The organism is Pelagerythrobacter marensis (assembly GCF_036700095.1).
Taxonomy (GTDB): Bacteria; Pseudomonadota; Alphaproteobacteria; order Sphingomonadales; family Sphingomonadaceae; genus Pelagerythrobacter; species Pelagerythrobacter marensis_A.
On sequence record NZ_CP144918.1, the window covers coordinates 500,181 to 527,135 of the forward strand.

A 26,955-nucleotide genomic window follows, 5' to 3' on the forward strand; every position below is an offset into this window, starting at 1 on the left:
CAATGGCTACTCTGGTACTCGGCACGATCGGCGCGCTGGTCGGCGGCCCCGTCGGCGGCGCGCTCGGCGCGCTGGTGGGGCGCGGGATCGACAGCGCGGCGATCGGCGGCGGCCGGCGCGAAGGCGCGCGGCTGAAAGACCTGGCGGTCACCACCTCCAGCTATGGCCAGCCCCTGCCGCGCCATTTCGGGCGCGTGCGCGTGGCCGGCAGCGTGATCTGGGGCACCGACCTTGTCGAAAACCGCGAGAGCGGCGGCGGCGGGAAAGGCAGGCCGAAGACGACCACCTACAGCTATTCCAGCTCGTTCGCGGTCGCGCTTGCCAGCCGCCCGATCGCGGGCCTGGGCCGGATCTGGGCCGACGGAAACCTGCTGCGCGGCGCGGCGGGCGATCTCAAGACCGGGGGCACGATGCGGCTCTATCGCGGGCATGGCGACCAGACGCCCGATCCGCTGATCGCCGCTGCCCAGGGCAGCGCGTGCCCGGCCTTTCGCGGCTGCGCCTATGTCGTGTTCGAGGATCTCGATCTTGCGGATTTCGGCAATCGCATCCCCGCCCTGACCTTCGAGGTTATCGCCGACAGCGACGGCTTCACGCTCGCCGACCTCGTCGAACCGCTGGTGCCCGGCGCCGTGGGCGGGGTCGCGCTGCCCGGGCTCGGCGGCTTTTCCTACGAAGGGGGGAGCCTGCGCAGCAGCCTGGAGACGATCGGCGACCTCTTCCCGCTGGCAAGCGACTGCGCCGGCGCGCGGCTGACGATTGCTAGCGCCGCCCCGCCCGTGCAATCCGCCGTGGCGCTGCCCGAACCCGTCGTGGTCGCGAGCGCCGACGGTTCCGGGCAGCAGGCCGGGCCCGAGCGCGAGCGCGACGCCGGCAGCCCCGGCGGGCCCGACGCGGTGCGCTATTACGACAGCGAACGCGATTTCCAGCCGGGCCTGCAGCGCAGCGAGCTTGGCGGCGGCGCGGGGCGCACGCTCGAATTTCCCGGCACGCTCGCGCCCGACGATGCCCGCGCCCTGGTCGATGCCGCCGGCCGCCGCGCCCACGGATCGCGCGAACGGCTTTCGCTGCGGGTGGCCGAAGTGAACCCGGCCATCGGCCCGGGCGCGCTGGTGCGCGCACCGAACGTCGCCGGGCTGTGGCAGGTCGAAAGCTGGGAATGGGATGAGCACGGCGTCGCGCTGGTCCTGCGGCGGCATCCGACGGCTCGCCTCGCCCCGCTACCCGGAGAAGCGGGGACGCCCGCCCTGCCCCCGGACGGCGCGGCGCCGCCGACTCTGCTGCGCGCGTTCGATTTGCCGTGGGACGGCGCGGGCGATTCGTCCGCTCCGCCGATCTATGCCGCCGCCAGCGCGCAGAATGCGAACTGGCGCGGGGCGGCGCTCTATCTCGAACGCGCGGGAGTCCTCGAAGACCTCGGCCCCGCCGGGCGCACCCGCAGCGTCACCGGCGCACTCGCCGCGCCCCTGCCCCCGTCGCCGGCGCGGCTCCTCGAACGCGGCGCGGTGCTGACGATCGATCTCGCCGCCGAGGACATGGCGCTCGATTCGGCCACTGCCGAAGCCCTGGCCGCGGGCGCCAACCGCCTGCTGGTCGGCGGAGAGATCGTGCAGTTCGCCGGCGCCGCTCGCGAGACCGGCAATCGCTGGCGGCTGGAAGGCCTCTTGCGCGGACGCGGCGGAACCGAGGCGGCGGCGGCGGCCGGTCACCCGGCGGGCACGCCGGCGACTTTGCTCGATGCCGCGCTGGTGCCCCTCGCGATCGATCGATCGCGCCACGCCGAACCGCCGGTCGTCGCCGCGATCGGCCGGGCCGACGACGATCCGGTCATGGCCACGGTCGAGAATTTCGGCCGGGCGCGCAAGCCGCTGACGCCGGTTCACCCGCGCGCCCGCTCGCTCCCGTCGGGCGCCCTCGCGCTCGGCTGGATTCGCCGCGCGCGCGGGGCGTGGCGTTGGCTGCCCGAAGTCGAGGCCCCGCTGGTCGAGGAGGCGGAACGTTACCGCGTCGGCGTCGGCCCGCTGGAAAGCCCGCTGGCCAGTTGGGAAACCGCCACGCCCCGCCTGACCATCGACGCCGACCGGCGCGCCGCGCTTTCCGCCAGCGCCCCGGCCGCCCCGGTATGGGTGCGGCAGATCGGCAGCTTCGCCGCTTCCGACCCGCTGCATCTGTGCCACCTCGACTGATTCGTTCTTATCGACTGGAGCCAAGACAATGCCCGAACCGACCGATTTTGCCGCCGCCACCGCCCGATTCGCGCTGCCACACCTGTTCCCGGCGCAGGCGCAGAAGGAATTCGTGGTCAACGAATCGCTCGCGCGGATCGATTCGCTGCTCCACTGCGCGATCGAAGGGGCAGCGGACGAACCGCCCGCCAGCCCCGGCGAAGGGGAGTGCTGGATCGTCTCCGATTCGCCGGCCGGCGAATGGGCCGGACATGCCGGCGATATTGCCGCGCACCAGGCGGGGACATGGCTGTTTCTTTCCCCGCGCGAGGGGATGCGCATCTACGACAAGGCGCAACGCGCCTTCGCGCACTATGCCGGCGGATGGCAATACGCCCATTCGCCGGCGCCCCCGGCAGGCGGCGAAACGGTCGACGCGGAGGCGCGAGCGGCGATCGGTAACCTCATCGAAACACTTGAGGCCGCAGGAATCCTTCCGGCAAGCACTTGAGGAACCCGATCGGCAATCGCGCGTTCGGGGGGAACAGGAGGGTCGTTTTCGATCAAGATTTCGGTCACAGCAACCTAAAGCGAGGCATTAATGCAACAGTTTTGGGCTATTGGCCGCTTGCCTCCCTCTTGGGGAAAAGTTAGAAAACCGGCCACTCGGTGGCTCCAATTTCGCTAAAAAGGGGAATTATATAATGCGGAAACTCGTCATAGGAATGGCGATGGCCTCTACGGCCCTTGCGTCGCCTGCCCTCGCCCGTGACGGCCAATGGTACATCGAAGGCCAGGGTGGCCCGATGATCGTCGAAGATCTCGACTTCGACATTGTCGACACCGACGGCGAGGTTGTCGATACCGCGAAGGCCGACACCAAGACCGGTTATGATTTCGGCGGCGTTGTCGGCTACGACTTCGGTGCTTTCCGCCTCGAAGCGGACGGCAGCTATCGTCGTGCGGCAATCGATTCGCTGACCATGGAAGGCGACCAGTTCGAAGCCGGCGGCAGCGCGAGCGCCCTTGCGTTCATGCTGAACGGCCTGCTCGACTTCGGCGATGACGACGGCCTGCAGGGCTTCGTCGGCGGCGGTGCCGGTGTTGCACGCACCAGCATCGACGCGATGATCGGCGGCCCCGATCTTATCGACGATTCGGACACGGGCTTCGCATGGCAGGCTCTCGCCGGTGTGCGCGCGCCGCTGACCGACAGCGTCGATGTCGGCCTGCGCTATCGCTTCTTCAACGCGCCCGACGTCAGCCTGATCAACGCGGCCGGCGAAGAAATGGAAACCCGTTTCCGTTCGCACTCGATCCTCGGCACGCTGACGTTCAACTTCGGTGGCGCTCCGGTCGCCGCGGTGGCTCCGCCCCCGCCGCCTCCCCCGCCGCCGCCGCCGCCGCCCCCGCCGCCGCCTCCGCCGCCCCCGGCTCCGGCGTGCAACAAGGGCCCGTACATCGTGTTCTTCGACTTCGATAAGTCGGACATCACGCCCGAAGCTGCCACCATTCTGGACAACGCGGTTTCGGCCTACACCAACTGCGGCACTGCGGCAGTCATGCTTGCCGGTCACACCGACCGTGCCGGCTCGGCTCGCTACAACATGGGTCTGGCCGAGCGTCGCAACGCTTCGGTTCAGAGCTACCTGACCGGTCGCGGCATTCCGGCCGCGCGGATCTCGAGCGAAGCCTTCGGCGAATCGCAGCCGCGCGTTCCGACCGCGGACGGCGTTCGCGAACCTCAGAACCGCCGGGTGGAAATCACCTACGGTCCGGGTTCGGGCATGTAAGTCTCGCGAAAGCGAAGAACTCGGAAAGGGGCCGGAGCAATCCGGCCCCTTTTTCGTTAGGGGTCATGAAACCCATCGCAACAGGAGCCTTCATGACACGCATCTCCCTTCTCGCCGCCCTGGTGGCATCGGTTTCGCTCGCCGGATGCACCTCGACACCGGCCCCATCGACAGACAGGCTCGGCGTCGCGAGGCTCTCGCTCGCCAGCGGCGTCCCGGCCGGCACGGTCGAACTCGTGGCCGATGGCGAGCACTTGTCGCTCGACGTATCGGTCACCGGTATCGCCGAAGGCGCGCATGGCTTCCACTTGCACACCACCGGAGAATGCCGCGCGCCCGACTTCGCCTCGGCCGGCGGCCATCTCAATCCGACCGACAACGCGCACGGAGCGAAGAATCCCGACGGCAGCCATTTCGGCGATCTTCCCAATCTGCAGGTCGGGCCCACCCGCACGGCAAGCGCGACGTTCGATCTCGGCCACGGCCGCGCCCGGGCGCTGGAATGGCTGTTCGACGCGGACGGCACCGCCGTGGTGATCCATGCAGATGCCGACGACTATCGCACCGATCCGTCGGGCAATGCCGGCGCCCGCATCGCCTGCGGCGTGCTCGAACGGGTCTGAGCGCCCGCGCGCGACTGCCCCGCTATCGTCCGGCGACGAGCGACCGGGTGCCCGCCGCCGAACGGCCGGGGCCCGATCGCGCGCGCATTACGGCAGGGGCTCGCCCGCGGCGCGGGCCCGTTCGACCACCGAAGCGGCGGCCGCGGGGACCAGCTTGATCGCTGCCACCAGCAGCACGAAGCCGATCGGCACCGCGATCAGCGTCGACATGATTCCCAGCGAGAGATCGTCGCCGTTGATGGCCGAGACGTATCCGGCCATGAACGGCCCGATCCCCAGGCCCACCAGCGTGGTCGAGAGGAAGAACGTCGCCGTCGCCAGCCCGCGCATACGCGGCAGAACCAGCGCCTGACTGCTCGCCGCCGCCGCGCCCAGCGCCGATGCCGAAGTCATCTGGGCGAAGAAACTCGCCACGTAGAAGAGCGGCAGGCTGGGGGTATTGTAGGCGATAATGAGCGGCGGAACCGACGCCAGCAATCCGAACATGACGACCCACAGGCGGCCGGTCGCGTAGCGTTCGAGCAGGTAATCGGCCATCCGGCCGCCGAGGATGACCCCGAGGAAGCCCGCAACGGCCGACGGTGCGCCGAGGAACCAGCCGAGGTCGCTCTTGTCGGCGCCCAGCGCCCGCTCGGCATAAGGGGCGCCCCAGTAGGCCGCCGAATACGAGATGAAGGCCACGGTGCCGTAACCGAGCACGACCGTGAGAAAGGCCGGCGATCCCCAGGTCAGGCGGAATGTCGGCAGATCGCGCGACTTGAGCGAGATCGCCCAGCTGAACACCGCGTAATAGCCCACGCCGAGAAACAGCCACTGGTCGGAAATGCCCCCGATCAGCGACGAGGTCGCCGGAACCGCACGCGATAGCGCCATCGCGACGATCGCGAAGAACGCGACGCCGGCCAGGTTCAGCGCCAGCGCCGGCAGCCCCCGGATCGCCGCGCCGATCACGGTGAACGGCGGGATCACCTGGAGCAGCTCGTTTACGAAACCTTTGAAGGGACGGGGATCTTCGGGCGTGGGCAGCCCGTCGATCGCGCCCCGCACCGGCTCGCGCAGGGTCAGGACCCACAAGGCCAGAAGAATGCCGGGGATGCCGACCGCGAGAAAGGCCGCCTGCCACCCGGCCAGGCCGAACGGGCCGCCGTCGGGGTAGGCGGCGTTCCAGTTTTCCACCACCAGGCCACCGATCAGCAGCGAGACGCCGCCGCCGAGATAGAGGCCGGAGGAATAGATCGCGAGCGCGGTCGCGCGCAGGCGGGCGGGAAACCAGTCCGAAATCAGCGAGTAGGCCGCCGGGCTGGCGGTCGCTTCGCCGACCCCGACCCCGATACGCGCCACGGTCAGCGTGGCGGCATCGCGTGCAAAGCCCGAAAGCGCGGTCATCGCGGACCATAAGGCAAGCCCCAGGCTCATCAGCCGGACGCGTTTCCAGCTGTCTGCCAGGCGCCCGAGCGGGATGCCGAACAATGCGTAGAAAACCGCGAAAGCCGTGCCGTAGAGGAAGCCGAGGTAATCGTCCTCCACCCCGAGATCGACCTTGATGTCGTTCGCAAGGATCGAAAGGATTTGCCGGTCGATGAAATTGAGAACGTAAACGACAACCAGCACGCCGAGTGCATACCAGCTGTAGGCGGGCACCTTGTCGTTGTCGGGAACGGCGCCCGACTGCGCCGGCGGTGCCTCAGCCTCTGTTTCGTTCATACGTTATCCCGTCCTCTATCCCAGCCTCTGCAAATCCCTTCTGCCGCAAACGGCAGCTGTCGCAAAGCCCGCAGGCCAGCCCGGCCGCCGTCGGGGCGTAGCAGGACCAGCTCATCCCGGTGTCCAGCCCCAACCGCGCCGCCTCGGCGGCGATCTGCGCCTTGCTCATGAACTGCAGCGGGGCGCGGATCGTCAGTTCGGCGCCCTCCGCCCCCGCCTTGGTGCCTATGCGCGCCATCCGCTCGAACGCCGCAATGAATTCCGGGCGGCAATCGGGATAGCCGGAATAGTCGAGCGCATTGACGCCGATGAAGATGTCGCTGGCGCCGACCGTCTCGGCCCAGGCCAGCGTCAGCGAAAGGAACACGATATTGCGCGCCGGCACGTAAGTGACGGGAATGCCCGCGCCCACCCCGCCGGTCGGAACGTCGATATCGTCGGTCAGCGCGGAACCGCCGAAAACCGTCAGATCCAGCGGCAGCACGACGTGACGTTCGCACTCCAGAGCAGCGGCAATTCGCCGCGCCGCATCCAGTTCCACCCTGTGGCGCTGTCCATAGTCGATCGTCAGCGCATTGAGGCGAAAGCCCTGCTCGCGCGCGATCGCCGCCGCGACCATCGAATCGAGGCCGCCCGAAAGCAGTACGACGGCCGGATCATTCGGCTTGCCAGGTTCCGATCCCATGTCCCGGAGCTAGGGCGAAAAGCGGGTCCAGGCAATCACAACCGTGACGCGCACGGCGGCGCGGTCAGCGGCAGGTGCCGACCCGGCGCGCTTCGGCCGTGAACTGGAACGGCCGGCCCTGCGCGATTCCCTGGCTTTCGATCTGGACCAGGGCGGCATTTTCGCGGCGAATGCTGGTGCGGCCGTAATTGCTGCCGCGGCAGGTGTACTGCACGGTAACCTCGCTGGCGCCGTCTTCGACCACATAGTGCGAGCAGTCGCTGCCCGGATGGCGCAGCTGGATGAGGTCGCGCCCGTTCGCGACGCAGATACGCCGCCGTTCGCCCCCATCGCGCGGGCGCAGATCCCACGCACCGGGCTCGAGCCGGTCGAGCATCGCGAGGCCCGGGGTCTGCGCCGTCGCGGGGAACAGCGCGCTGCCCGCTGCCAGCACCGCGGCGATTGCCATGCGCCTGAACGCCATCTTTCGACCTCCGATCAATCCGGGCAACAGACTATCCATAGAACCTGTGCCTCGGCAAGACGTTGCACAGACGCGACAGGCCGTTTCATGCCTCGATTTCGAACACTTTCGAACAGAACGCGCAATCGACCAGGATTTTCCCGTCCGCATCGCGCATATCGGCGCGATCCTGTTCGGGAAAACGGCCGATGACCTGTTCGTAATGCTCGGCCGAGCAGCGGCATCCGCGAACGATATCGGGTCCGGTCCGGATGCGAACTTCGGATTCCTCGTGAAACAGGCGCCAGATCAGCGCTTCGAGCGACAGGCCGGGATCGACGAGTTCCTCGTGGCGGGTGCTGCCCGCCAGAACCGCCACATGTTCCCATTCGGGATGGTCCATGCGCGCGTGAAGGCGTTCGCGCCCTTCCTCACCATCGGCAAGGTGCTGGACCAGTATCCCGCCGGACACGCACCCGCCGTGGTCTGCACGCGCCGCGACGCGGATTAGCGTGGGCACCTGCTCCGACTGCGCGAAGTAGCTTTCGCACGCTTCGGCCAGCGATTCGCCTTCGAGCGGGACCACGCCCTGATAGCGCCCGCGGCCTTCGGTCATGTCGAACGTGATCGCGAGGTAGCCTTTGCCGAACAGCGCCGAGAGCGAGGGATTGGCGCCCAGCTCCGCCAGTCGTTCCCGATCGAAATCGACATAGCCGCGCAAGGCCCCGTCGCGATAATCGCAGACCAGCAGGCGCACGACGCCGCCTTCGGTCTGCGCCTGCATCGTCAGCTGGCCGCTTTCGTCCTTCAGCAATCCGCCGATCAGAGCGGCGAGCACCAGCGCTTCGGCCAGAAGGTGCGTGATCGCCGGAGGATAATCGTGCGCCGCGAGAATCGCGTCCACCGTCCGGTCGAGACGCACCGCCCTGCCGCGCGCGTCACGGCCGGGAATGGTGAAACCGAGCAGCCTGTCGGCGAATGTTTCGACCTGTTGCGTCATGGCCGCGATATGGGGGTCTTGCCGCGGAAAATAAGGCGCGCGCGAATCAGAGCCTGCCGAGGCACCACAGAAGGATCGATTTCTGCGCGTGGATCCGGTTCTCCGCCTCGTCGAACACGACCGACTGCGGGCCTTCGAACACCGCTTCGTCCACCTCTTCGCCGACGTGGGCCGGCAGGCAATGGAGAAAGCGGGCATCCGGCTTGGCATGCGCCATCAGGCGTTCGTTGACCTGGTAAGGCGCCATCGCCGCCAGCTTGTTGTGTGCGTGATCCTGGCCCATCGACACCCAGGTGTCGGTCACGACCACATCGGCGCCATCGGCCGCCGCTGCGGTATCCGAAGTGAGCGAAACCTGCGCCCCGCCCGCGCGCGCGCGTTCCACGAACTCCGCTTCGGGTTCGTATCCCGCCGGCGTTGCCACGCGGACGTTGAACTTGAACAGCCCGGCAGCTTCGAGCACCGAATGCAGCACGTTGTTGCCGTCGCCGAACCAGGCCAGTTCCAGTCCCGGCAAGGGCTTGCCCTGCTCGATCACGGTCAGAAGGTCGGCCACGATCTGGCACGGATGCGAACGGTCGGTCAGCCCGTTGATGACCGGCACCGTCGCATGATGTGCCATCCCCTCCGCCTTCGCATGGTCGCCGGTGCGCAGCATGATTACGTCGCACATCCGGCTGAGCACGCGCGCGGTATCGGCAATCGATTCGCCGCGCCCCAGCTGGCTCGACGCCGAATCGAGCACCAGGGCCGAGCCGCCGAGCTGGCGCATGGCGATATCGAAACTGACGCGCGTTCGGGTAGAGTTCTTCTCGAACACCATGCCAAGCACATGGCCGGCGAGCGGCGCATCGGCATCGGGCCGCCCTTTGGGCCAGTCGGCGCGCGCAGCCTTGCGCCGCTGCGCATCGTCGATCATCGCCGCGAGGGCATCGGCGCCCGCATCCGAAAGGTCGAGGAAATGACGCACCGGCATCATCCCGCCTCGGGGATCCGATAGTCGGCAGCGCCGGCCGACAGCTTCTCGAAGAACTCGTCGATCTCCGCATCGCCGATGACCAGCGGCGGCAGAATCCGCAGCGTGTTGTCGCCGGCGGCGACGGTCAGCAGCTGGTGCTTGTCGCGCAAATGGGCGAAGAACGGCCGGCTTTCGACCTTCATCTTGATGCCCAGCATCAGCCCGGCCCCGCGAACCAGTTCGAACAGCTCGGGATAGTTGCCGATGAACTGTTCGAGTCGCGCGCGAATGCGTTCGCCCTTCTCGGTCACTTCGGCGAGGAATTCGTCGTTGGCGACCGCGTCCATCACGGCCATGCCCGCGGCCATTGCCAGCGGATTGCCGCCGTAAGTCGAACCGTGCGTGCCGAACGTCATGCCGCGCGCCGCCTTCTCGGTCGCGAGGCAGGCGCCGAGCGGGAAGCCGCCGCCGATGCCCTTGGCCGTGGCGAGGATGTCGGGCTCGATGCCGTAGTGCTCGTGAGCATAGAACTTGCCCGTCCGCGCGACGCCCGACTGGACTTCGTCGAGCACCAGCATCAGGTCGTGCTCGTCCGCCAGCGCGCGCAGGCCGGTCATGAAGTCCTGCGAGGCCGGCCGGATGCCGCCCTCGCCCTGGATCGGCTCGACCAGGAAACCGGCCGTGGCGGGGCCGATCGCCGCCCTGGCGGCATCGAGATCGTCGAACTCGACATAGCGGAAACCGCCGAGCAGGGGGGCGAAGCCCTTGTGCATCTTCTCCTGGTTGGAGGCGCTGATGGTCGCCATGGTCCGCCCGTGGAAGGCACTGGTGAAGGTGATCAGCTCGTGGCGCTCCTCGGCGCCCGCCGCCTGGTGATAGGCGCGCGCGGTCTTGATCGCGCATTCGACCGCTTCGGCCCCCGAATTGGTGAAGAACACGGTATCGGCGAAAGTCCGGTCGACCAGCCGCTGCGCGAGGGCTTCGCCCTGCGGGCTGCCATAGAGGTTGGAGACGTGCATCAGCGTCGCCGCCTGGCGCTGGATCGCGCCGATCAGCCCCTTGTGGCTGTGCCCGAGCAGGTTGACCGCGATCCCGCTCGCGAAATCGAGATAGCGCGTGCCGTCCTCGTCGATCAGATGGCAATGGTCGCCGCGCACCGGGCGCACTCCGCAGCGTGGATAGACAGGCATGAGCGGCGTGATCGACATCGGCAGGTTCCTTCGCAATGGGACGATCGGGCAATTCGGAAACGAGAAATGGCGGCCCCTCGGAGCCGCCATTCGCACCGTTTAGATTTTTGCATTCGCCCGGTCAAACGCCGGGCGTGAAGCGGGCGGGTCAGCCCTGTACGGGCACCAGGTTGACCGCCGAGTACTTGCCTCGTCGATCGACCTCGAGGTCGAACTCGTAGCGCTCGCCTTCGTTGATCGCGGACAGGCCCGAACGTTCGACCGCGCTGATGTGCACGAAAGCATCGGGCTGGCCATCGTCACGCACGAGAAAGCCGAAGCCCTTCATCGAATTGAAGAACTTCACCGTGCCAGTGGCCTTCTCGCCGGTCAGTTCGCGCTGCGGTGCCGCGGGGCGATCGCCGCCCGCTGCGGGGCCGCGCGACTGTATGGGGACGACATCGCCCACGATCTGCAGATCCTGCGCGGAAATCTTCCCGCCGCGATCGACGAGGTTGAATTCCAGCTCCTGCCCCTCGCCAAGCCCCTCGAGGCCGGCGCGCTCGACCGCGCTGATATGAACGAACACGTCCTCGCCGCCGGTTTCCTGCTGGATGAAACCGAAACCTTTTTGCGCGTTGAAGAATTTCACCGTGCCCTTGCCGGTGCCGACGACTTGCGCGGGCATGCGGTTGAACCCGCCGCCGCCGGTCCGCGGACCGCCGCGGTCACCGCCGCCGAAACGGTCGCCACCGCCGCCACCACCGAAACGATCGCCTCCCCCGAACCTGTCGCCGCCGCCGAAATTGCCCTGGCCGAAATCTCCGGGAGGTCCACCGAAAGGATCGAAACCGTCTTCACCGAAACCATCGCGCTTGTCGCGTCCGCGACCCCGGCGGCCTCTATCATAACCCATAACCAACAACGTACCTTCGCACCGCCCCCAGCATTCCATGCCATGCGGGCGGACGGGTCCCGCAAGGTCACGTGGTGTCCCAACCGCGAAGAAATCGCCGGTTTCCCCACCTGTCAGATGCCGATCATAGCGCAGAAACCCGCTCTGCGCGAACGATTTAACGGCTCGTGGCCTGATGAAGCAAAAATGTGACATTTTCGCATTGCGTTGCCCGCTTGCGCGACATCCCGGCTTGAGGCATCAGCCGCGCATGGACATCGTCGCGCTTCTTTCCGATCCGGCCGCCTGGGCGGCGCTTCTGACACTGATCGCGCTCGAGGTCGTCCTCGGGGTCGACAACCTGATCTTCATCGCGATTCTTTCGAACAAGCTGCCCGAGCATCAGCAGCAGCTCGCCCGCAGGATCGGCCTCACGCTCGCGCTGGTCATGCGCATCGCGCTGCTGATGCTGATCGGCTGGATCGTCACGCTGCAAACGCCGCTGTTCGATCTCGGGCTGGAGGGCGCACCCAACGCCTATGGCGAACCCAGCTTCGAAACCGCATTCTCAGGCCGCGATCTCATCCTGCTCGTGGGCGGGCTGTTCCTGCTGTGGAAGGCGACCAAGGAAATCCATCATTCGATGGAGCCCGAAGATCATTCGGGCGACCTGCTCGACAAGACCCCCGGCATTGCCGATGCGGCCAAGGCGACTTTCGGCACGGTGATCGCACAGATCGTGGCGATCGACATCGTGTTTTCGGTCGATTCGATTCTCACCGCCGTCGGGATGACCGACGAGATTCCGATCATGGTCACAGCCGTGGTGATTACGGTCGGGATCATGATGGTCGCCGCCGACCCCCTGGCCCGCTTTATCGAGAAGAACCCGACCCTGGTAATGCTGGCGCTCGCCTTCCTCGTGATGATCGGCCTGGTGCTGATCGCCGACGGCTTCGGCTTCCATGTGCCGAAGGGCTATATCTACGCGGCGATGGGCTTCTCCGTCGGGGTCGAGATTCTCAACATCATCCAGCGCCGCCGCCGTATGGGCCCGGCGAAAGGAGACGCCGGATGAGCGCTTTTCGCCGCCTGAGCGACACCGTCTTCGCCAGCCCGCAGATCGCGCCCGGCGATATCGCCGCGGCAAAGGCCGCGGGAATCACGCTGGTCGTCAACAACCGCCCCGACGGCGAAGCGGACGACCAGCCGAGCGGTGCGGAGATAGAGGCCGCCGCGCGCGAAGCCGGGCTGGACTATCGCGCGATCCCGGTGGGCGGATCGGGCTTCGGCGAGGCCCAGGTGGACGCGATGGCCGAGGCGCTCGACTCCGCGGAAGGCGCTGTGCTGGCCTATTGCCGGTCGGGGACGCGCTCGACCCTGCTGTGGTCGCTTGCCCAGGCCCGCGCGGGCGGGGACCCGGAAGAGATCGCCGCCGCGGCCGCCGCGGCCGGGTACGATATTGCGCCCGTCCGCCCGGCGGTCGACATGCTCGCCGCCCGCGCCCGGTCCTGATCGCCGGCCTTACTTTCGGAAAGCCTTATTTGCGGAAATCGAGCGGCGGATCGCGATCGCCCAGCAGCGAGCGGTATTCGTAATTCTCCCCGCGTGCGGCCTCGAACTCGGCCCGGGCCTGCTGCCGCAGGTCCGGGTTGGTGAACAGTTCGATGGCAGCCAGCGTCATGGCCTTGGCCGCGACTTGCGCGCCCTTGTAGCCGATCGTGGTGCCGCTCGCCGCCGCCGACTGCCACGAATGCGCCGCGGTTCCCGGCACCCAGGTCGCAGTCCGCACGCCGACGGTGGGCGTCGCCCACGAGACATCGCCGACATCGGTGGAGCCGTAGCCGAGCGAGGTTTCGTAAGGCTGGATCTGCTCCGCCACGTCCAGCGGCCGCGCCGCCTCTCCCAGGCTGCTCGCCAGCTCTTCGGCCCAGGCGCGCTCCTGCGCCGTATATTCGACCCCGCCGACCTGCCGCAGCTTGGCATCCATCATCCGCGCCAGAGCCTGGTTGACGAGGAGCGGATTGTTGCCGTGGATGACTTCCCATTCCACCCGCGTGCCCGTGCCCATCGCCGCGCCTTCGGCCGCCGCTTCCAGCCGCTTCCACATCGCCTCGACTTCCGCGGGGTCCGAATGGCGCACGTAGTAGAACACTTCGGCGAAATCGGGGATCACATTGGGTGCAGTGCCCCCTTCGGTGATGACGTAATGAATGCGCGCGTCCATCGTCGTGTGTTCGCGCATCATGTTGACCATCATGTTCATCGCCTCGACCCCGTCGAGCGCGGAACGCCCCTGCTCGGGCGCACCGGCAGCGTGCGCGGAGCGGCCGTGGAAGCGGAACTTGGCGGAACGATTGGCGAGGCTGGTCTTGGCCGCGGCGCTGTTCTCGTCGTCCGCATGCCAGTGGATCGCGAAGTCCGCATCGTCGAACAGGCCCGCGCGGGTCATGTAGACTTTGCCCGAACCGCCCTCTTCCGCAGGCGTGCCGTAGAACCGGATGCGCCCCGGCGTGCCGGTGGTTTCGAGCCATTGCCTGATCGCGATCGCCGCCGTCAGCGACCCTGCGCCGAACAGGTTGTGACCGCAGGCGTGCCCGGCATGGCGCCCGGCAACCGTTTCGCGCCTGGGCGCGTCGGACTGGCTGATCCCGGGCAGGGCATCGAATTCGCCGAGAATCGCGATCACCGGGCCGCCGCTGCCATATTCGGCGACGAAAGCGGTCGGGATATCGGCGACGCCACTGGTCACGGCAAAGCCGTTGGCCGCGAGTTCGGCCTGCAGCAGTTCGCTCGAGCGGGTTTCCTGATAGCCGACTTCCGACCATTCCCACAGCTGGCGCGCAACACGCGCGGTGCGCTCGTACTGCGCGTCGACCGCGGCGGCAGCATCGAACGTTTCGGCCAGAGCCGGCGGCGCGCTGGCGAAAACCAGAGTTCCGGCAAGCGCTGTCAGGAAGGCGGCTTTGTTCATCGATCTCTCCTCGTGGCCCGCAAGCTCTAGGTTCGATGCCGCCGCCTGGCAACGCCCGCGCTCGACAGGTTCGCGCGCAGGCGGCGAAGGGGAAAAGGTCTCGAACGAAAACCCGATTGCAGTCGGGGGCGAGGCTGCCTAACCCTGTCTCCCGGGCGAGGAGAGGGCATGATGGAATTCGACGTGATCGTCATCGGGGGCGGCAGCGCGGGAAGCGCGGTCGCCGGCCGGCTGGCGGAAGACGGCCGCCGCAGGGTCTGCCTGCTCGAAGCCGGAGGGGCCAACGACAATTTCCTGGTCAAGACGCCGGGAATGATGCCCTTCCTGCCCAAGGCGGCGAACTACCGTTACGACACCGTGCCGCAGAAGGGGCTGAACGGGCGCACCGGATACCAGCCCCGCGGCCGGGGCCTTGGCGGATCGAGCGCGATCAACGCGATGATCTATATCCGGGGCCATCGGTGGGACTACGACAACTGGGCCGCGCTCGGCTGCACCGGATGGAGCTACGACGATGTCCTGCCCTATTTCAAACGCGCCGAGGCCAACGTGCGCGGGGCGGACGATTTCCACGGCGACGCGGGGCCGCTGCACGTATCCGACCAAAAATGGGCCAACCCGGGCAGCCTCGCCTTCGTCGAAAGCGCGGCAGCGCTGCAATTGCCGCGCAACGACGATTTCAACGGCGCCCGCCAGGAAGGCTTCGGCCTTTACCAGGTCACCCAGAAGGGGGGCGAGCGCTGGTCGGCCGCGCGCGCCTATGTCGAGCCGCTGCGCGAGCGCGACAACCTGGCGATCCTGACCGGCACGCTGGTCGAACGGCTGACGATCGAGGGAGGCCGGGTCACCGGCGTCGCCATCCGCCGCGGGTCGCGCCGCGAGACGGTGCGGGCACGCGGGGGCGTGGTTCTTTCGGCCGGGGCGTTCAACAGTCCGCAGATCCTGATGCTGTCGGGGATCGGCCCCGCGGCCCATTTGCGCGAACACGGCATCGAACCCGTGGTGGACCGGCCCGCGGTCGGCAGCGACCTGCAGGATCACATCGATTACGTATCGAGCTGGGAGACGGAAAGCCGCGACTTCATCGGTGACAGCCTGGCCGGGACCTGGCGCATGTTGAAGGCGATCGCCGAACACCGCAGGCGGCGCACCGGCGCGATGACGACCCCCTATGCCGAAGCCGGCGGCTTCTGGCGGGTCATGCCCGATGCGCCCGCGCCCGACGTGCAGTGGCACTTCGTGCCCGCCATGCTGGAGGATCACGGGCGGACCAAAGTGAAAGGCCACGGCTTCTCGCTCCACGCCTGCGTCCTGCGGCCCGAAAGCCGCGGCACGGTGCGCCTGGCTTCGGCAGACGCGGCCGACGCGCCCTTGATCGATCCCAACTTCCTCGACCGCGAGAGCGACCTGGCGACCCTGCGCGCAGGCGTGCGACTGTCGCACCGGATCGTCGATGCCCCGCCGATGCGCGATTACCGGCCGAAAGACCGCTATCCGATCGACCTTGCCGACGACGAGGCGCTCGACGCGCTGATCCGCAACCGCGCGGATACCGTCTATCACCCGGTCGGCACCTGCCGCATGGGAAGCGACGGCGATGCCGTGGTCGATCCCGCGCTGAAAGCGAACGGAATCGACGGTCTGTGGGTGGCGGACGCTTCGATCATGCCGCGCATCGTCAGCGGCAATACCAATGCCCCCAGCATCATGATCGGCGAACGCTGCGCCGATTTCGTGAAGCGCGCGCTGCGATAGGCCGCTGCGGGCGCCCGGCTCGAGGAGCCGACCGGTCGACCGCAGACCGAAGGGGCGAGGATAGCCAAGGCCAGGCACAAAAAACGGGCCGGAGCGGCTGGCTCCGGCCCATAAAGGCGGTGTTCGCAGGAGGAACATCGCTTGGCGGGCCGGAAGGTGGAGAGGAGAAAACCCCGCCGGCCCGCCAATTTCGTGAACGTCAGTTGTAGGCGCGCTCTCCGTGTTCGGAGATGTCGAGCCCGTCGACTTCGGCTTCTTCGGAGACCCTGAGGCCGATCAACGCCTTGACGATCAGGCCGGCGATCAGCGTGCCCAGCGCCGCCCAGGCGATCGTGACGACGACGCTGAAGGTCTGGATGCCGAGTTGCGCGCCCAGCGCGGTCGAGCCGTCGCCCGGGCCGCCCAGGAAGGGCTGATAGACAATCGCCGTACCGATCGCGCCGACGATGCCGCCCACGCCGTGAATGCCGAAGGCATCGAGCGAATCGTCGTATCCGAACTTCGCCTTCGCCTTGGCCACGGCGAGATAGCAGACGACCGAGGAGACGATGCCGAGCAGGATCGCGCCGAACGGGCCGGAATTGCCGGCAGCCGGGGTCACCGCGACAAGACCGGCGATCACGCCCGAACAGAAGCCGAGCGCCGAACCCTTGTGGCCCGCAAGCCGCTCGACCACCATCCAGGTCAGCGCTGCGGCGGCGGTGGCGACGAAAGTGTTGATCATCGCCAGCCCGGCGAAGCCGTCGGCTTCGAGCGCGGAACCGGCGTTGAACCCGAACCAGCCGACCCACAGCAGGCCGGTGCCGACCATCGTCAGCGTCATCGAATGCGGCGGCATGGGCTCTGCCGGATAGCCGCGACGCTTGCCGAGCAGGTAAGCGAGCACGAGGCCCGAGATGCCGGCATTGATGTGGACCACGGTGCCCCCGGCGAAATCGAGCGCGCCGTCTTCGAACAGGAGCCCGCCGCCGGCCCAGACCATGTGGGCGATCGGGAAATAGACGATCGTCAGCCAGATCGGCACGAACGCCATCAGCGCGGAGAACTTCATCCGTTCCGCCGTGGCGCCGAGGATCAGCGCCGCGGTGATCGCGGCGAACGTCATCTGGAAACTGATGAAGACGTACTTGCTGATCACTTCGTCGGTGAACGTCGCGGCCGTGCTGGCGGCATCGGTTCCGGCGAGGAAATAGCTGCCCCCGCTGATGAACAGGCCCAGCGTCCCCTCGTAAGTCGTATCGCCGAACGCGAGCGAATAGCCCCACATGACCCAGATCAGCATCGCCAGCGCAGCGGTGGCGCCCACCTGGGTCATCGTCGAAAGCATGTTCTTCTGGCGCGTCAGGCCGCCGTAGAACAGCGCCAGACCGGGCAGGATCATCATCAGGACGAGGACCGTCGCGGTCATCATCCAGGCATTGTTGCCCGGGTTGGGCACGGCGGCGGCGGCTTCGGCCGCCTCCTGCGCGAAAGCCGGCGCGGCGGCGAACAGCGCGGCGCCGACCGCACCCGCACGGCAAAGCGTTTTGCGGATCATTGTCTGGTCCCTCATCTCTTGTCCCGCGCTCACAGCGCAGTGTCCCCCGTCTCGCCGGTGCGGATGCGCGTCGCCTCGGCGAGATCGAAAACGAAGACCTTGCCATCGCCGATGCTTTCGGTGCTGGCGGTCTGCGTAATCGTTTCGACCACTTGCGGCGCCAGGTCGTCGCTGGTGGCGATTTCCAGCTTCACCTTGGGCAGCATGTTGGTGGAGTACTCGGCACCGCGATAGATCTCGGTCTGCCCTTTCTGCCGCCCGAATCCCTTGACTTCCGAAACGGTCATCCCGGCCACGCCGACACCCGCCAGCGCCTCGCGCACCTCGTCGAGCTTGAACGGTTTGATGATGGCGATGATGAATTTCATCGATCCCCCCTGGTTCGTCGCCGGAACCCCCCGGCCTCGCAAAGTCTGCAAGGGTCGTGCCAGAAGAGAAATTTCCTGTCTTTCCAGGACCGGGCAGCGGCAGGCCGTTTCCCGGACAGCGAATATGATGATTGTTTGTTAGGCAGTGCCTATTTTTCAGGCATCTCCAGTCGCGCCCAGACCGGCAGATGGTCGGAGGCCTGGGCAGCCAGCCTGCTATGGTGCACGCCTTCCTCACGCGCGGACCAGTGGTGCGATGCGACGATCCGGTCGAAACGCGCCACCGGGCGGCGGCTGGGGAAGCTGCGCCCCGGATCGAGCACCTGCCATCCCGCCCCGAACTCGCGCATTGCCCCGGTGCGCGTGCCCCACTGGTTGAAATCGCCCATCAGGACTGCCGGGCAGGCGGGTTCGCATTGCGCATCGTGCGTCAGGATCGCCTTGACCTGATCGCGCCGCCGCAGGCCCGACAGGTCGAGATGCGTGCCGATCACCCGCACCCTGCGCCCGTGGCAGTCGAGGTCGGCCCGCACCGCCCCGCGCGGTTCGAGCGTCGGCAGATCGAGCGGCTCGGCCTCCAGCACGTCGTAGCCGCGCCGCACGAGGATGGCGTTGCCGTGCCAGCCCAGGCTGCGCGGTCGCCGCGCAAGCGCCACCGGCTTCCACGGCGTATCGTCGAGCGCCGCGCGCGACAGCACGCTCGCGCGCTCGCCGATCCGCCGGTCGACTTCCTGCAAGGCGACGATATCCGCGTCGATCTCGCGCAGCACCGCGATGATCCGGTCGGGATCGCGCCGCCGGTCGAGCCCGACCGCCTTGTGGATATTGTAGCTCGCGAAAGTCAGCTGCACGCGGGGGCGACCGATCCTCAGGCCCGGTCGGTGCCGGGCTCGCCCGCGATGTAGCGGTCGGTCGGCCGCGTCGGCAGGCCGTCGATGCTGCGCGTGCGGCGGCCGGTCTTCTCCGCCCATGTCCGCGGATCGGCCTGGGCGTGATATTTGATCAGCGTCGGGCGCGGCTTTTCGAATGCCATCAGCGGCACGCCCCAGCCGCAGCTCGTCTGCACGCTTTCGACCGCGATGTCGAAGATCTGGCGCGTGCCCGGCATCAGCGTGAAGCGGGCGGCCAGTTCGTCCCACTCGGGATCGGCGGGCAGCACCGGGCGGCCGCGGCCATAGATGCGCAGGATCAGCGCAGGCTGCTCGAAATTGCAGAACATGACCGTGATCCGCCCTCCCTTGCCGTTATCGTCGGCCAGCAGGTGCGCATTGGTCTCGTTGCCCGAACCGCCCAGGTCGAGATAGCCGACCCGGTCGGGCGAAAGCACGCGAAACGAATCGAGCCCCTTGGGGCTGAGGTTGATCCGTGCCCCCTCCGCCGCAGTGGCGACGAAGAACACCGGCTGCTTCGCGATCATCGCGATATGGGCATCGGTGAGCGTTTCGGTGAAGTCGGCCATGTGGGCGATCTATCGCACCTTCCCTGTGCCGTCACCCCTGCACCGCCCGTCAGGGGCTGGCGTCGTCTTCATCGACACGGCACCGGCCTTGCAGACGACGAATCTAGCGTTCCTTGGTCGCCGAAAACGTCAGTTCCGGGTTCTTTTCCTGCTGATAGTTCACGTCCCACGCGCTCTTCGCCATGAACACAAGATCGCCGTCGCGGTCGCGGGCAAGGTTCGCACGATTGAAGCTTTCGAACTCGTCCATCGCTTTCGCGTCGCCGGCCAGCCAGCGCGCGGTCGCGAAGGGCGAGGGTTCCAGCACCGCCTCGACCTTGTATTCCGCCTCCAGCCGCGAAACGAGCACGTCGAGCTGCAATTGCCCGACCACGCCGACGATCCACTGCCCGCCGATTTCGGGATAGAAGACCTGGATCACGCCTTCTTCGCTCAGGTCGTCGAGCGCCTTCCTGAGCTGCTTGGTCTTGGTCGGATCGCGCAGGACCACCCGGCGCAGGATCTCGGGCGCGAAATTGGGCAGGCCGGTGAAGCGAATCTGATTCTTCTCGCTCAGCGTATCGCCCACGCGCAGCGTGCCGTGGTTGGGAATGCCGATGATGTCGCCGGCCTGCGCGGTATCGGCCAGCTCGCGGTCCTGCGCCATGAACAGGATCGGGGAATGGATCGCGATCGGCTTGCCCAGGCCGCTGGGCGTCAGCTTCATCCCCCGTTTGAAGGTGCCCGAAACCTGGCGCATGAAGGCGATGCGGTCGCGGTGGTTCGGGTCCATATTGGCCTGGACCTTGAAGATGAAGCCGGTGACCTCGTCGCGGTCGGGCGTGACCTGCTCCTCGCCTGCCGGCTGCGGACGCGGCGGCGGTGCCCAGCGGGCGATCGCCGCGATCAGTTCCTCGACCCCGAAGTTCTTGAGCGCCGAGCCGAAGAACACCGGCGTCAGGTCGCCGTTGCGATAGGCCTCCAGGTCGAATTCGGGATAGCCGATCCGGGTCAGCTCGATTTCCTCCGCCAGGTCTTCGGGCAGGTCGCCCGGCGCATCGCGCTTGCCGCGGTACTCGCGGCTGTCGCCTTCGGGGCGGGCCACCGTTCCGCTCGCGAAATCGAGCACGCCGGTGAACAGGCCGCCCATGCCCAGCGGCGCGCTCTGCGGCGAAACGTCGAGCGCGAGGGCATCGGCGACTTCGTCCAGCGTCTCGAAGATGGGGCGCCCCTCGCGGTCGACCTTGTTGACGAAAGTGATGATCGGGACCGAACGCAGGCGGCAGACTTCGAACAGCTTGCGCGTCTGCGGCTCGATACCCTTGGCGGCGTCGATCACCATGATCGCCGAATCGACCGCGGTCAGCGTGCGATAGGTGTCTTCGGAGAAATCCTCGTGCCCCGGCGTGTCGAGCAGGTTGAAGGTGATCCCGTCCTTCTCGAACGTCATCACGCTCGACGTGACCGAGATGCCGCGCTGCTGCTCGATCTTCATCCAGTCCGATCGCGCGCGCCGGGCCGCGCCCCGCGCCTTCACCTCGCCGGCAAGGTGGATCGCCCCGCCTTGCAGCAGGAGCTTCTCGGTCAGCGTGGTCTTGCCCGCGTCGGGGTGCGAAATGATCGCGAACGTACGGCGATTGGACATGGCCGGCGCGCCTAGCCGCAGCGCGCTCTTTCGTCCACCGAAGATGCGCCCGGGGCCGCCGCGCGCTGGCCGGGATCAGCCCTCGCGCGCGACCTGGAAGCCGGCGTAGCTCTGGCTCACGGGCATCAGCTCGAGCGTGTTGATGTTGAGGTGCGGCGGAAGCTCCGCCACCCAGCGCACCGTTTCGGCGATGTCGCCCGCCGTCATCGGCTGCGCGCCGCCGTAGAGCCGTTCGTGCGCTTCCCGGTTCCCGCCGGTGCGCACCAGCGTGAACTCGGTCTCGACCATTCCCGGCTCGATCGAGGTCACTCGCACGCCGGTTCCGTGGAGGTCGCTGCGCAGGCCCAGCGTGAACTGGCGCACGAACGCCTTGGTCCCGCCGTAGACGTTGCCGCCGGGGTAGGGATAAGTCGCCGCGACCGAGGCGATGTTGATCACCGCCCCCTTGCGCTCGACCAAGCCCGGCAGGAGCTTGTGCGTCAGCGAAACCAGCGCGGTCACATTGGTTTCGATCATCGTTTTCCAGTCGTCCAGGTTCGCTTCCTGCGCCGGCGCGGTGCCCAGCGCCAGCCCGGCGTTGTTGACCAGCAGATCGATCCTCGCGAACGCCTGGGGCAGGTTGTCGAGCGCCGCGTCGCGCGCGGCCGTATCGCGCACGTCGAAAACCGCGGCGTGAACATTGTCGGCGCCGAGATCGGCCACCAGCGCTTCCAGCCGCTCCGCGCGCCGCCCGGTGGCGATGCAGCGCCAGCCGCTGGCGACGAGGTTGCGCACGCAAGCCTCGCCGATGCCGGCGGTTGCCCCCGTGACGAGTGCCGTTCTGCTCATGCTCTCAACTCCGCTCCCAGTTTTCCCGCTGAAGCGACGATCCTGTCGGATATGGCCTTGATCTCGGTGTCGGTGAAGCTCTTGTCTCCCGGCTGGAGGACGACTTCCACCGCCACCGACTTGCGCCCTTCGTCGACGCCCTGGCCGGTGAAGACGTCGAACACCCGCGCATCGACGATCGCGGCCTTGTCCGCCCCGCGCACGGCGCGCACCAGATCGCCGGCGGCAAGATCTGCCGGGACGAGGAAGGCGAAATCGCGCGTCACCGGCTGCAGCGCCGGCGGGGCATAGGCCGGGCGGGCGAACCCGGCCGAGGCCTTGCGCGCAGGAATCGCGTCGAGGAACAGTTCCGCCGCGACCACCGGCCCTTCGATGTCGAAAGCCTTCAGCGTGTTCGGGTGCAGCGCGCCGAACCGGGCGAGCACGTTCTTCGGCCCCAGGCGAAGCGTGGCCGACTGGCCGGGATGGAACTGCGATCCCGCCTCTCCCATGACCATCAGGTTCGCGACCGGCGCCCCGGCCGCTTCGAGCAGGGCCAAAGCCTCTGCCTTGGCATCGAACGCGTCGAAGCCCTGCGCCTTGCCGCTGGCCCATCCGCGAGCGGCCTTCTCCCCCGCGAGCACAAGCCCGAGCGTCGGCCTTTCATCGCTCGCGCCCTTCGCGCCGCGGAAATAGCGGCGGCCGATCTCGAACAGACGGCTGCCCGATGCACCGCGATCGGCATTGCGCTTGGCCGCCGCAATCAACCCGGGCAGGAGCGAGGGCCGCATGACCTTCATATCCTCGCTGATCGGGTTCTCCAGCACCCACAGCGGCGCGTCGTCGGCGAAATGTTCGGCCTCGGCAACCGGAAGGAAGGACCAGGTCACCGCCTCGTTCAGACCGCGCGCGGCGGCACTGCGGCGCAGCTTGCGTTCGAGCTGCTGGAGCGGGGTGGCAGTCGGCCGGGCGACGCCTTCCGCGCTCGGCAGCGCCACGCTCTTCACTTTGTCGAGACCGTGGATCCGCACGACTTCCTCGACCAGATCGGCCGGCCCCTCGATATCGTGGCGGCGCGCAGGACATGCGACCTGCCAGTCGTCCCCGACCGAGAAATCGAGCGCGTGCAGGATGCGACGCTGTTCCTCGCTGTCGATTTCGACCCCGCCCAGGCGCCGGGTCAGATCGGGATCGAAAGCCACGATCTTCGGCCCGGCAGGCGGCGATCCGGCGCGGACCGCCTCGCTCGGCTCCCCGCCGCAGGTCTGCACGATGATGTCGGTCAGAATGGCCAGCCCTTCGTCGAGAAAGGCGGGATCGACCCCGCGTTCGAACCGGGTCCGCGCATCGCTCGCAAGGCCCAGCTTGCGCCCGGTCACCCCGATGCGCTCCGGGTCGAAATAGGCGATTTCGAGCAGGATGTCGGTCGTCCCGGCCGTGACCCCCGAGTGTTCCCCGCCCATGATCCCGGCGATGTCGTGAACCCCGGCCTCGTCGGCGATCACGGTCATCGTTTCGTCGAGGGTGTAGGTCTTCTCGTTGAGCGCCAGCACCTGCTCGCCGGCCCGGGCGCGCCGCGCGACCATCGCTCCGGTCAGCTTGCCGAGGTCGTAGGCGTGCGCCGGACGGCCATAGGCGAGCATGAGGTAATTCGTGGCATCGACGATCGCGCCGATCGGCCGCTGGCCCGCGGCGAGCAGGCGGCGCTGCATCCATTCGGGAGAACTGCCGTTGGTTACGCCTCTGATGACACGGCCATGGAACGCCGGGCACCCCTCGGGGTCGTCGATGCGGATCTCGATCGGGCAGGCCCCCTTGCCCGCGACGGGACCGGTCGCCGGCATGCGGAACGTGCCAAGGCCCGCCGCGGCCAGATCGCGGGCGACACCCATAACGCCCATGCAATCGGGCCGGTTGGGGGTGATCGCCACGTCGAACACCGGACTGGCCCCATGATAGGCGGCGAAATCGGCGCCGACCGGCGCGTCGCCGGGCAGCTCGATGATCCCGCTGTGCTCGTCGCCCAGCTCCAGCTCGCGCACCGAACACATCATGCCGTTCGATTCGACGCCGCGGATCGCACTCTTGCGCAGCCGCATCCCGTTGGCCGGGACGACCGCGCCGGGCAGGCCGAGCACGCCCTTCATCCCGGCGCGCGCATTGGGCGCGCCGCAGACGATCTGTAGCGTTTCGCCCTCCCCTGTCGAGACGGACAGGACCTGGAGCTTGTCCGCATCCGGGTGCGGGGCGGCGTCGAGCACTTCGGCCACGCGGAAGCCGGCGAGCCTTTCGGCCGGGTCCTCGATCCCCTCGACCTCGTGCCCGATCGCGTTCAGCGCGGCGGCAATCTCGGCCACCGAGGCATCGGTTTCGAGGAAATCATGCAGCCATTCGAGCGAGAACTTCATGCCCGCGCCCCCACACCGCCGGAAAGGGTCGGCTGGTCGAACGGCGAAAAGCCGTAGTGCGCCAGCCAGCGCCCGTCGCCATCGAAAAAGGCGCGCAAGTCGTCCATCCCGTATTTGAGCATGGCAAGCCGATCGACCCCCAGGCCGAAGGCGAAGCCCTGCCACTCTGCGGGATCGAGCCCCGCGCAGGCAATGACGCGGGCATTGACCATGCCGCTGCCGAGCAGTTCCATCCACCCGTGGCCCGGCGCGTCGCCATCGCCGCCAAGCACGCGCCGGCCGTTCACGTCCTGCCAGCCGACGTCGACTTCGACCGAAGGCTCGGTGAAGGGGAAATAGCTGGGGCGCAGGCGCAGGACGATGTCGTCGCGCTCGAAAAAGGCTTTGAGGAAGGTTTCCAGCGTCCACTTGAGATGGCCCAGGTGGATATCGCGGTCGATCGCCAGCCCTTCGATCTGGTGGAACATCGGGGTGTGGGTCGCATCGCTGTCGCTGCGATAGACGCGGCCGGGTGCGATAATGCGGATCGGCGCACCGTCTTTCACCATCGACCGGATCTGCACCGGCGAAGTGTGGGTGCGCAGCAGCATCCGGTTCCCCCCGGCATCGCGGTCGGGGAAATAGAACGTGTCGTGCATCGCGCGCGCCGGATGCGTTTCGGCCATGTTGAGCGCGGTGAAATTGTGCCAGTCGTCCTCGATCTCAGGCCCGGTCGCGACCGAGAAGCCGAGATCGGCAAAGATTTCCGCCAGCTCGTCCATCACCTGGCTGACCGGATGGACCGAGCCGGTCGGTGTTTCCGGCGCCGGCAGCGTCAGGTCGAGCGTCTCGGACGCCAGCCGCCGTTCGAGCGCGGCGGCCTCGAGCGCCTGCTTGCGCGCGGCGATGGCGTCGGCGACTTCACCGCGCGCCGCCTGGATTGCGGGCGCGCGCGCCTGCCGTTCCTCGGGCGTCATCGCGCCCAGCGTCTTGAGCAGCTGGCTGATCCAGCCCTGCTTGCCCAGCGCCTCGACGCGCAGAGCCTCGACCGCTTCGGCGGTGTCGGCGGCATCGATCGCGGCGAGCGCTTCGTCCTTGCGGGTCTGCAGTTCGTTCATGGCCCCGGCCCGCTAGCGCCAAATCGCCGGCAAGGCAAAGCGCATGTGGTGTGCCGCCGCTCAGGCGGCGGAAGGCCGGTCGAGCGTCTGCACCGCGCTGCCGTAAAGACGATGCCGTTCGCGCACGAAACTGGCCATGACCGGATGGTCCATCGCCGCATATTCGCTCGGCGTCACGCCCAGGAAGCGGTGGCAATCGCGAACGAAGTGGGACTGATCGTAATAGCGGCCGTCGATCGAGCCGCTCCAGTTCGCCTTCGGGTCGAGCATGAAAGCGCTCAGACTGCGCATGAAGCGCTGCCGCCGCAGCAGCAGCTTGGGCGGAAATCCGAAAGCCCGCCGGGTCAGCCGCTCCAGCGTGCGCGTGGTCAGCCCGGCCCGGCGCGCCATCGCGGCGACATCGCCGATATCGTCGTCGAGCAGCATGGCATGGATCGCGGCTATGCGCGGGTCCTCAGGGTCATGTCGGGGCGCATCGTGGCGAAAGAACCGGACCAGCCGTTCGTATTCGTCATGCGCGCGGTCGGCCTCTCCGGTAAGATCGTCCGCCAGCGGCACGAAGGCGGCGAAGGCGGGCTCGGCGCGCCCGTCGAAAACGCGATTGGCCAGGAGGTGCGCCGGCTGCCCGACGAACGTCGTCCAGCCGAGCGGAAGGAGACCGATCCCCCATAGCCGCGTGTTGCCGAGCGTGAAGTCGAGCGGCCCGCTGCTCGGCCCCGTCGCCACGAAATCCGCATTCTCGACCAGATCGCCGCCCGACGAGCGGCTCACCGGAAGATCGCCTGTGAAAAATCGCAGGTTGCCCCATTCGGGTTGCAGCGCGTCGGCCACGCGCCGGCCGCCCGGCACGACAATCTCGACGCGATAGAATGTCGTGAAGAACCGTGCCAGATCGGCAGGCGGCGCATGGAAACGCACCGCAATATCGCATTGCGCCGAAGCCACGACAGGCATGTCCCGTGCAATTTCCCCCGGGGCGCAGAATACCGCAAAACCGCCGCCTTGGCAAAGCGTCCGCCCGCCATGCGGGCCGCACGGCAAAAGGGCGCGGGAAGCGCTTGCCTCCCGCGCCCTTTCAGGCACTTGCGTGCGCGCAGGTCCGCGTCAGGCGGGAAGCGCCTTCTTCGCCTGGGCGATAATCGTCTTGAAAGCGCCGCCTTCGTTCATCGCCAGGTCGGCCATGACCTTCCGGTCCAGTTCGATCCCGGCGAGCTTGGCGCCGTGCATGAACTGCGAATACGTCAGGCCCTCGGCCCGGACGGCCGCATTGATGCGCTGGATCCACAGGGCGCGGAAGTTGCGCTTCTTCACCTTGCGGTCGCGGTAGGCATATTGCCCGGCCTTCTCGACCGCCTGGCGGGCGATGCGGATGGTGTTCTTGCGGCGACCGCGATAGCCCTTGGCCTGGTCGAGAATCCGCTTGTGCTTCTGGCGCGTGGTAACGCCGCGTTTGATGCGAGGCATGTCTTATCCTTTCAGAGATGCGGTGCCG

General features: G+C 67.6%; 25 protein-coding genes. 7 read left to right on the top strand and 18 right to left on the bottom strand.

The window, feature by feature from the left end:
- The first annotated feature begins 2 nt into the window (after positions 1-2).
- The 4 genes from V5F89_RS02330 (at position 3) to V5F89_RS02345 (ending at position 4,581) form a co-directional block, all read left to right on the top strand.
- The gene (locus V5F89_RS02330; RefSeq protein ID WP_338446656.1) at positions 3-2,186 is read left to right on the top strand and encodes a phage tail baseplate protein; all 2,184 of its coding nucleotides are present in this window, start codon (positions 3-5) and stop codon (positions 2,184-2,186) included.
- A 28-nt stretch (positions 2,187-2,214) separates the two neighbouring features.
- The gene (locus tag V5F89_RS02335; RefSeq protein ID WP_338446657.1) at positions 2,215-2,676 is read left to right on the top strand and encodes a DUF2793 domain-containing protein; all 462 of its coding nucleotides are present in this window, start codon (positions 2,215-2,217) and stop codon (positions 2,674-2,676) included.
- 193 nt (positions 2,677-2,869) lie between these two features.
- The gene (locus V5F89_RS02340) at positions 2,870-3,958 is read left to right on the top strand and encodes an OmpA family protein (protein ID WP_338446658.1); all 1,089 of its coding nucleotides are present in this window, start codon (positions 2,870-2,872) and stop codon (positions 3,956-3,958) included.
- A gap of 92 nt (positions 3,959-4,050) precedes the next feature.
- The gene (locus V5F89_RS02345; protein ID WP_338446659.1) at positions 4,051-4,581 is read left to right on the top strand and encodes a superoxide dismutase family protein; all 531 of its coding nucleotides are present in this window, start codon (positions 4,051-4,053) and stop codon (positions 4,579-4,581) included.
- An 87-nt stretch (positions 4,582-4,668) separates the two neighbouring features.
- Here the strand turns inward: V5F89_RS02345 and V5F89_RS02350 are convergent, their stop codons facing one another.
- The 7 genes from V5F89_RS02350 to V5F89_RS02380 all read right to left on the bottom strand — a co-directional run bounded on the left by V5F89_RS02350 (position 4,669) and on the right by V5F89_RS02380 (position 11,455).
- A complete protein-coding gene (locus V5F89_RS02350; RefSeq protein WP_338446660.1) occupies positions 4,669-6,285 on the bottom strand; it encodes an MFS transporter in 1,617 nt (538 codons plus the stop codon).
- Entirely contained in the window at positions 6,266-6,970 is a 705-nt protein-coding gene (gene queC, locus V5F89_RS02355; protein ID WP_338446661.1) for a 7-cyano-7-deazaguanine synthase QueC, read from the bottom strand. Before queC ends, V5F89_RS02350 begins: the two co-directional genes overlap by 20 nt.
- A gap of 64 nt (positions 6,971-7,034) precedes the next feature.
- Complete coding sequence (locus tag V5F89_RS02360; RefSeq protein ID WP_338446662.1) at positions 7,035-7,418, bottom strand: hypothetical protein; 384 nt, start codon at positions 7,416-7,418, stop codon at positions 7,035-7,037.
- 100 nt (positions 7,419-7,518) lie between these two features.
- On the bottom strand, positions 7,519-8,412 hold the full coding sequence (locus tag V5F89_RS02365) for an Hsp33 family molecular chaperone HslO (protein ID WP_338446663.1): 894 nt from the start codon (positions 8,410-8,412) through the stop codon (positions 7,519-7,521).
- 46 nt (positions 8,413-8,458) lie between these two features.
- On the bottom strand, positions 8,459-9,388 hold the full coding sequence (gene argF / locus V5F89_RS02370) for an ornithine carbamoyltransferase (RefSeq protein WP_338447490.1): 930 nt from the start codon (positions 9,386-9,388) through the stop codon (positions 8,459-8,461).
- On the bottom strand, positions 9,388-10,578 hold the full coding sequence (locus V5F89_RS02375; RefSeq protein WP_338446664.1) for an aspartate aminotransferase family protein: 1,191 nt from the start codon (positions 10,576-10,578) through the stop codon (positions 9,388-9,390). The genes argF and V5F89_RS02375 overlap by 1 nt, the downstream gene beginning before the upstream one ends.
- Before the next feature lie 130 nt (positions 10,579-10,708).
- Complete coding sequence (locus V5F89_RS02380) at positions 10,709-11,455, bottom strand: cold-shock protein (protein ID WP_338446665.1); 747 nt, start codon at positions 11,453-11,455, stop codon at positions 10,709-10,711.
- A 250-nt stretch (positions 11,456-11,705) separates the two neighbouring features.
- On the opposite strand from V5F89_RS02380, the gene V5F89_RS02385 reads away from it, so the two are divergent.
- Positions 11,706-12,512, top strand: coding sequence for a TerC family protein (locus V5F89_RS02385; protein WP_338446666.1), 807 nt, complete (start codon positions 11,706-11,708; stop codon positions 12,510-12,512).
- Complete coding sequence (locus V5F89_RS02390) at positions 12,509-12,949, top strand: TIGR01244 family sulfur transferase (RefSeq protein WP_338446667.1); 441 nt, start codon at positions 12,509-12,511, stop codon at positions 12,947-12,949. Before V5F89_RS02385 ends, V5F89_RS02390 begins: the two co-directional genes overlap by 4 nt.
- A gap of 25 nt (positions 12,950-12,974) precedes the next feature.
- Here V5F89_RS02390 and V5F89_RS02395 read toward each other — a convergent pair whose 3' ends face one another.
- Entirely contained in the window at positions 12,975-14,408 is a 1,434-nt protein-coding gene (locus V5F89_RS02395; RefSeq protein WP_338446668.1) for an amidohydrolase, read from the bottom strand.
- A gap of 168 nt (positions 14,409-14,576) precedes the next feature.
- Here V5F89_RS02395 and V5F89_RS02400 point away from each other — a divergent pair, with 168 nt between their 5' ends.
- On the top strand, positions 14,577-16,163 hold the full coding sequence (locus V5F89_RS02400) for a GMC family oxidoreductase (RefSeq protein WP_338446669.1): 1,587 nt from the start codon (positions 14,577-14,579) through the stop codon (positions 16,161-16,163).
- A 199-nt stretch (positions 16,164-16,362) separates the two neighbouring features.
- Here V5F89_RS02400 and V5F89_RS02405 read toward each other — a convergent pair whose 3' ends face one another.
- The 10 genes from V5F89_RS02405 to rplT form a co-directional block, all read right to left on the bottom strand.
- A complete protein-coding gene (locus V5F89_RS02405; protein ID WP_338446670.1) occupies positions 16,363-17,700 on the bottom strand; it encodes an ammonium transporter in 1,338 nt (445 codons plus the stop codon).
- Positions 17,701-17,729: 29 nt separating this feature from the next.
- The gene (locus tag V5F89_RS02410) at positions 17,730-18,068 is read right to left on the bottom strand and encodes a P-II family nitrogen regulator (RefSeq protein ID WP_338446671.1); all 339 of its coding nucleotides are present in this window, start codon (positions 18,066-18,068) and stop codon (positions 17,730-17,732) included.
- Positions 18,069-18,217: 149 nt separating this feature from the next.
- A complete protein-coding gene (locus V5F89_RS02415; RefSeq protein WP_338446672.1) occupies positions 18,218-18,919 on the bottom strand; it encodes an endonuclease/exonuclease/phosphatase family protein in 702 nt (233 codons plus the stop codon).
- A 17-nt stretch (positions 18,920-18,936) separates the two neighbouring features.
- The gene (locus tag V5F89_RS02420; RefSeq protein WP_338446673.1) at positions 18,937-19,527 is read right to left on the bottom strand and encodes a pyridoxamine 5'-phosphate oxidase family protein; all 591 of its coding nucleotides are present in this window, start codon (positions 19,525-19,527) and stop codon (positions 18,937-18,939) included.
- A gap of 103 nt (positions 19,528-19,630) precedes the next feature.
- Positions 19,631-21,151, bottom strand: a complete 1,521-nt coding sequence (locus tag V5F89_RS02425; RefSeq protein ID WP_338446674.1) for a peptide chain release factor 3 — start codon at positions 21,149-21,151, stop codon at positions 19,631-19,633.
- Between the two features lie 75 nt (positions 21,152-21,226).
- Entirely contained in the window at positions 21,227-21,979 is a 753-nt protein-coding gene (locus V5F89_RS02430) for an SDR family NAD(P)-dependent oxidoreductase (protein WP_338446675.1), read from the bottom strand.
- Positions 21,976-24,366, bottom strand: coding sequence for a phenylalanine--tRNA ligase subunit beta (gene pheT, locus V5F89_RS02435; RefSeq protein WP_338446676.1), 2,391 nt, complete (start codon positions 24,364-24,366; stop codon positions 21,976-21,978). The genes V5F89_RS02430 and pheT overlap by 4 nt, the downstream gene beginning before the upstream one ends.
- On the bottom strand, positions 24,363-25,463 hold the full coding sequence (gene pheS, locus V5F89_RS02440; RefSeq protein ID WP_338446677.1) for a phenylalanine--tRNA ligase subunit alpha: 1,101 nt from the start codon (positions 25,461-25,463) through the stop codon (positions 24,363-24,365). The genes pheT and pheS overlap by 4 nt, the downstream gene beginning before the upstream one ends.
- Positions 25,464-25,523: 60 nt before the next feature.
- Positions 25,524-26,417 (bottom strand): helix-turn-helix domain-containing protein, encoded by an 894-nt coding sequence (locus tag V5F89_RS02445; protein WP_338446678.1) that lies wholly within the window; start codon positions 26,415-26,417, stop codon positions 25,524-25,526.
- 150 nt (positions 26,418-26,567) lie between these two features.
- The gene (gene rplT / locus V5F89_RS02450; RefSeq protein ID WP_338446679.1) at positions 26,568-26,927 is read right to left on the bottom strand and encodes a 50S ribosomal protein L20; all 360 of its coding nucleotides are present in this window, start codon (positions 26,925-26,927) and stop codon (positions 26,568-26,570) included.
- Positions 26,928-26,955 lie beyond the last annotated feature (28 nt).

Bases quoted from the DNA above. Each gene is read 5' to 3' on its own strand.
- V5F89_RS02330 (WP_338446656.1), top strand. From the start codon at position 3: ATGGCTACTCTGGTACTCGGCACGATCGGCGCGCTGGTCGGCGGCCCC.
- V5F89_RS02335 (WP_338446657.1), top strand. From the start codon at position 2,215: ATGCCCGAACCGACCGATTTTGCCGCCGCCACCGCCCGATTCGCGCTG.
- V5F89_RS02340 (WP_338446658.1), top strand. From the start codon at position 2,870: ATGCGGAAACTCGTCATAGGAATGGCGATGGCCTCTACGGCCCTTGCG.
- V5F89_RS02345 (WP_338446659.1), top strand. From the start codon at position 4,051: ATGACACGCATCTCCCTTCTCGCCGCCCTGGTGGCATCGGTTTCGCTC.
- V5F89_RS02350 (WP_338446660.1), bottom strand. From the start codon at position 6,285: ATGAACGAAACAGAGGCTGAGGCACCGCCGGCGCAGTCGGGCGCCGTT.
- queC (WP_338446661.1), bottom strand. From the start codon at position 6,970: ATGGGATCGGAACCTGGCAAGCCGAATGATCCGGCCGTCGTACTGCTT.
- V5F89_RS02360 (WP_338446662.1), bottom strand. From the start codon at position 7,418: ATGGCAATCGCCGCGGTGCTGGCAGCGGGCAGCGCGCTGTTCCCCGCG.
- V5F89_RS02365 (WP_338446663.1), bottom strand. From the start codon at position 8,412: ATGACGCAACAGGTCGAAACATTCGCCGACAGGCTGCTCGGTTTCACC.
- argF (WP_338447490.1), bottom strand. From the start codon at position 9,388: ATGCCGGTGCGTCATTTCCTCGACCTTTCGGATGCGGGCGCCGATGCC.
- V5F89_RS02375 (WP_338446664.1), bottom strand. From the start codon at position 10,578: ATGTCGATCACGCCGCTCATGCCTGTCTATCCACGCTGCGGAGTGCGC.
- V5F89_RS02380 (WP_338446665.1), bottom strand. From the start codon at position 11,455: ATGGGTTATGATAGAGGCCGCCGGGGTCGCGGACGCGACAAGCGCGAT.
- V5F89_RS02385 (WP_338446666.1), top strand. From the start codon at position 11,706: ATGGACATCGTCGCGCTTCTTTCCGATCCGGCCGCCTGGGCGGCGCTT.
- V5F89_RS02390 (WP_338446667.1), top strand. From the start codon at position 12,509: ATGAGCGCTTTTCGCCGCCTGAGCGACACCGTCTTCGCCAGCCCGCAG.
- V5F89_RS02395 (WP_338446668.1), bottom strand. From the start codon at position 14,408: ATGAACAAAGCCGCCTTCCTGACAGCGCTTGCCGGAACTCTGGTTTTC.
- V5F89_RS02400 (WP_338446669.1), top strand. From the start codon at position 14,577: ATGATGGAATTCGACGTGATCGTCATCGGGGGCGGCAGCGCGGGAAGC.
- V5F89_RS02405 (WP_338446670.1), bottom strand. From the start codon at position 17,700: ATGATCCGCAAAACGCTTTGCCGTGCGGGTGCGGTCGGCGCCGCGCTG.
- V5F89_RS02410 (WP_338446671.1), bottom strand. From the start codon at position 18,068: ATGAAATTCATCATCGCCATCATCAAACCGTTCAAGCTCGACGAGGTG.
- V5F89_RS02420 (WP_338446673.1), bottom strand. From the start codon at position 19,527: ATGGCCGACTTCACCGAAACGCTCACCGATGCCCATATCGCGATGATC.
- V5F89_RS02425 (WP_338446674.1), bottom strand. From the start codon at position 21,151: ATGTCCAATCGCCGTACGTTCGCGATCATTTCGCACCCCGACGCGGGC.
- V5F89_RS02430 (WP_338446675.1), bottom strand. From the start codon at position 21,979: ATGAGCAGAACGGCACTCGTCACGGGGGCAACCGCCGGCATCGGCGAG.
- pheT (WP_338446676.1), bottom strand. From the start codon at position 24,366: ATGAAGTTCTCGCTCGAATGGCTGCATGATTTCCTCGAAACCGATGCC.
- pheS (WP_338446677.1), bottom strand. From the start codon at position 25,463: ATGAACGAACTGCAGACCCGCAAGGACGAAGCGCTCGCCGCGATCGAT.
- V5F89_RS02445 (WP_338446678.1), bottom strand. From the start codon at position 26,417: ATGCCTGTCGTGGCTTCGGCGCAATGCGATATTGCGGTGCGTTTCCAT.
- rplT (WP_338446679.1), bottom strand. From the start codon at position 26,927: ATGCCTCGCATCAAACGCGGCGTTACCACGCGCCAGAAGCACAAGCGG.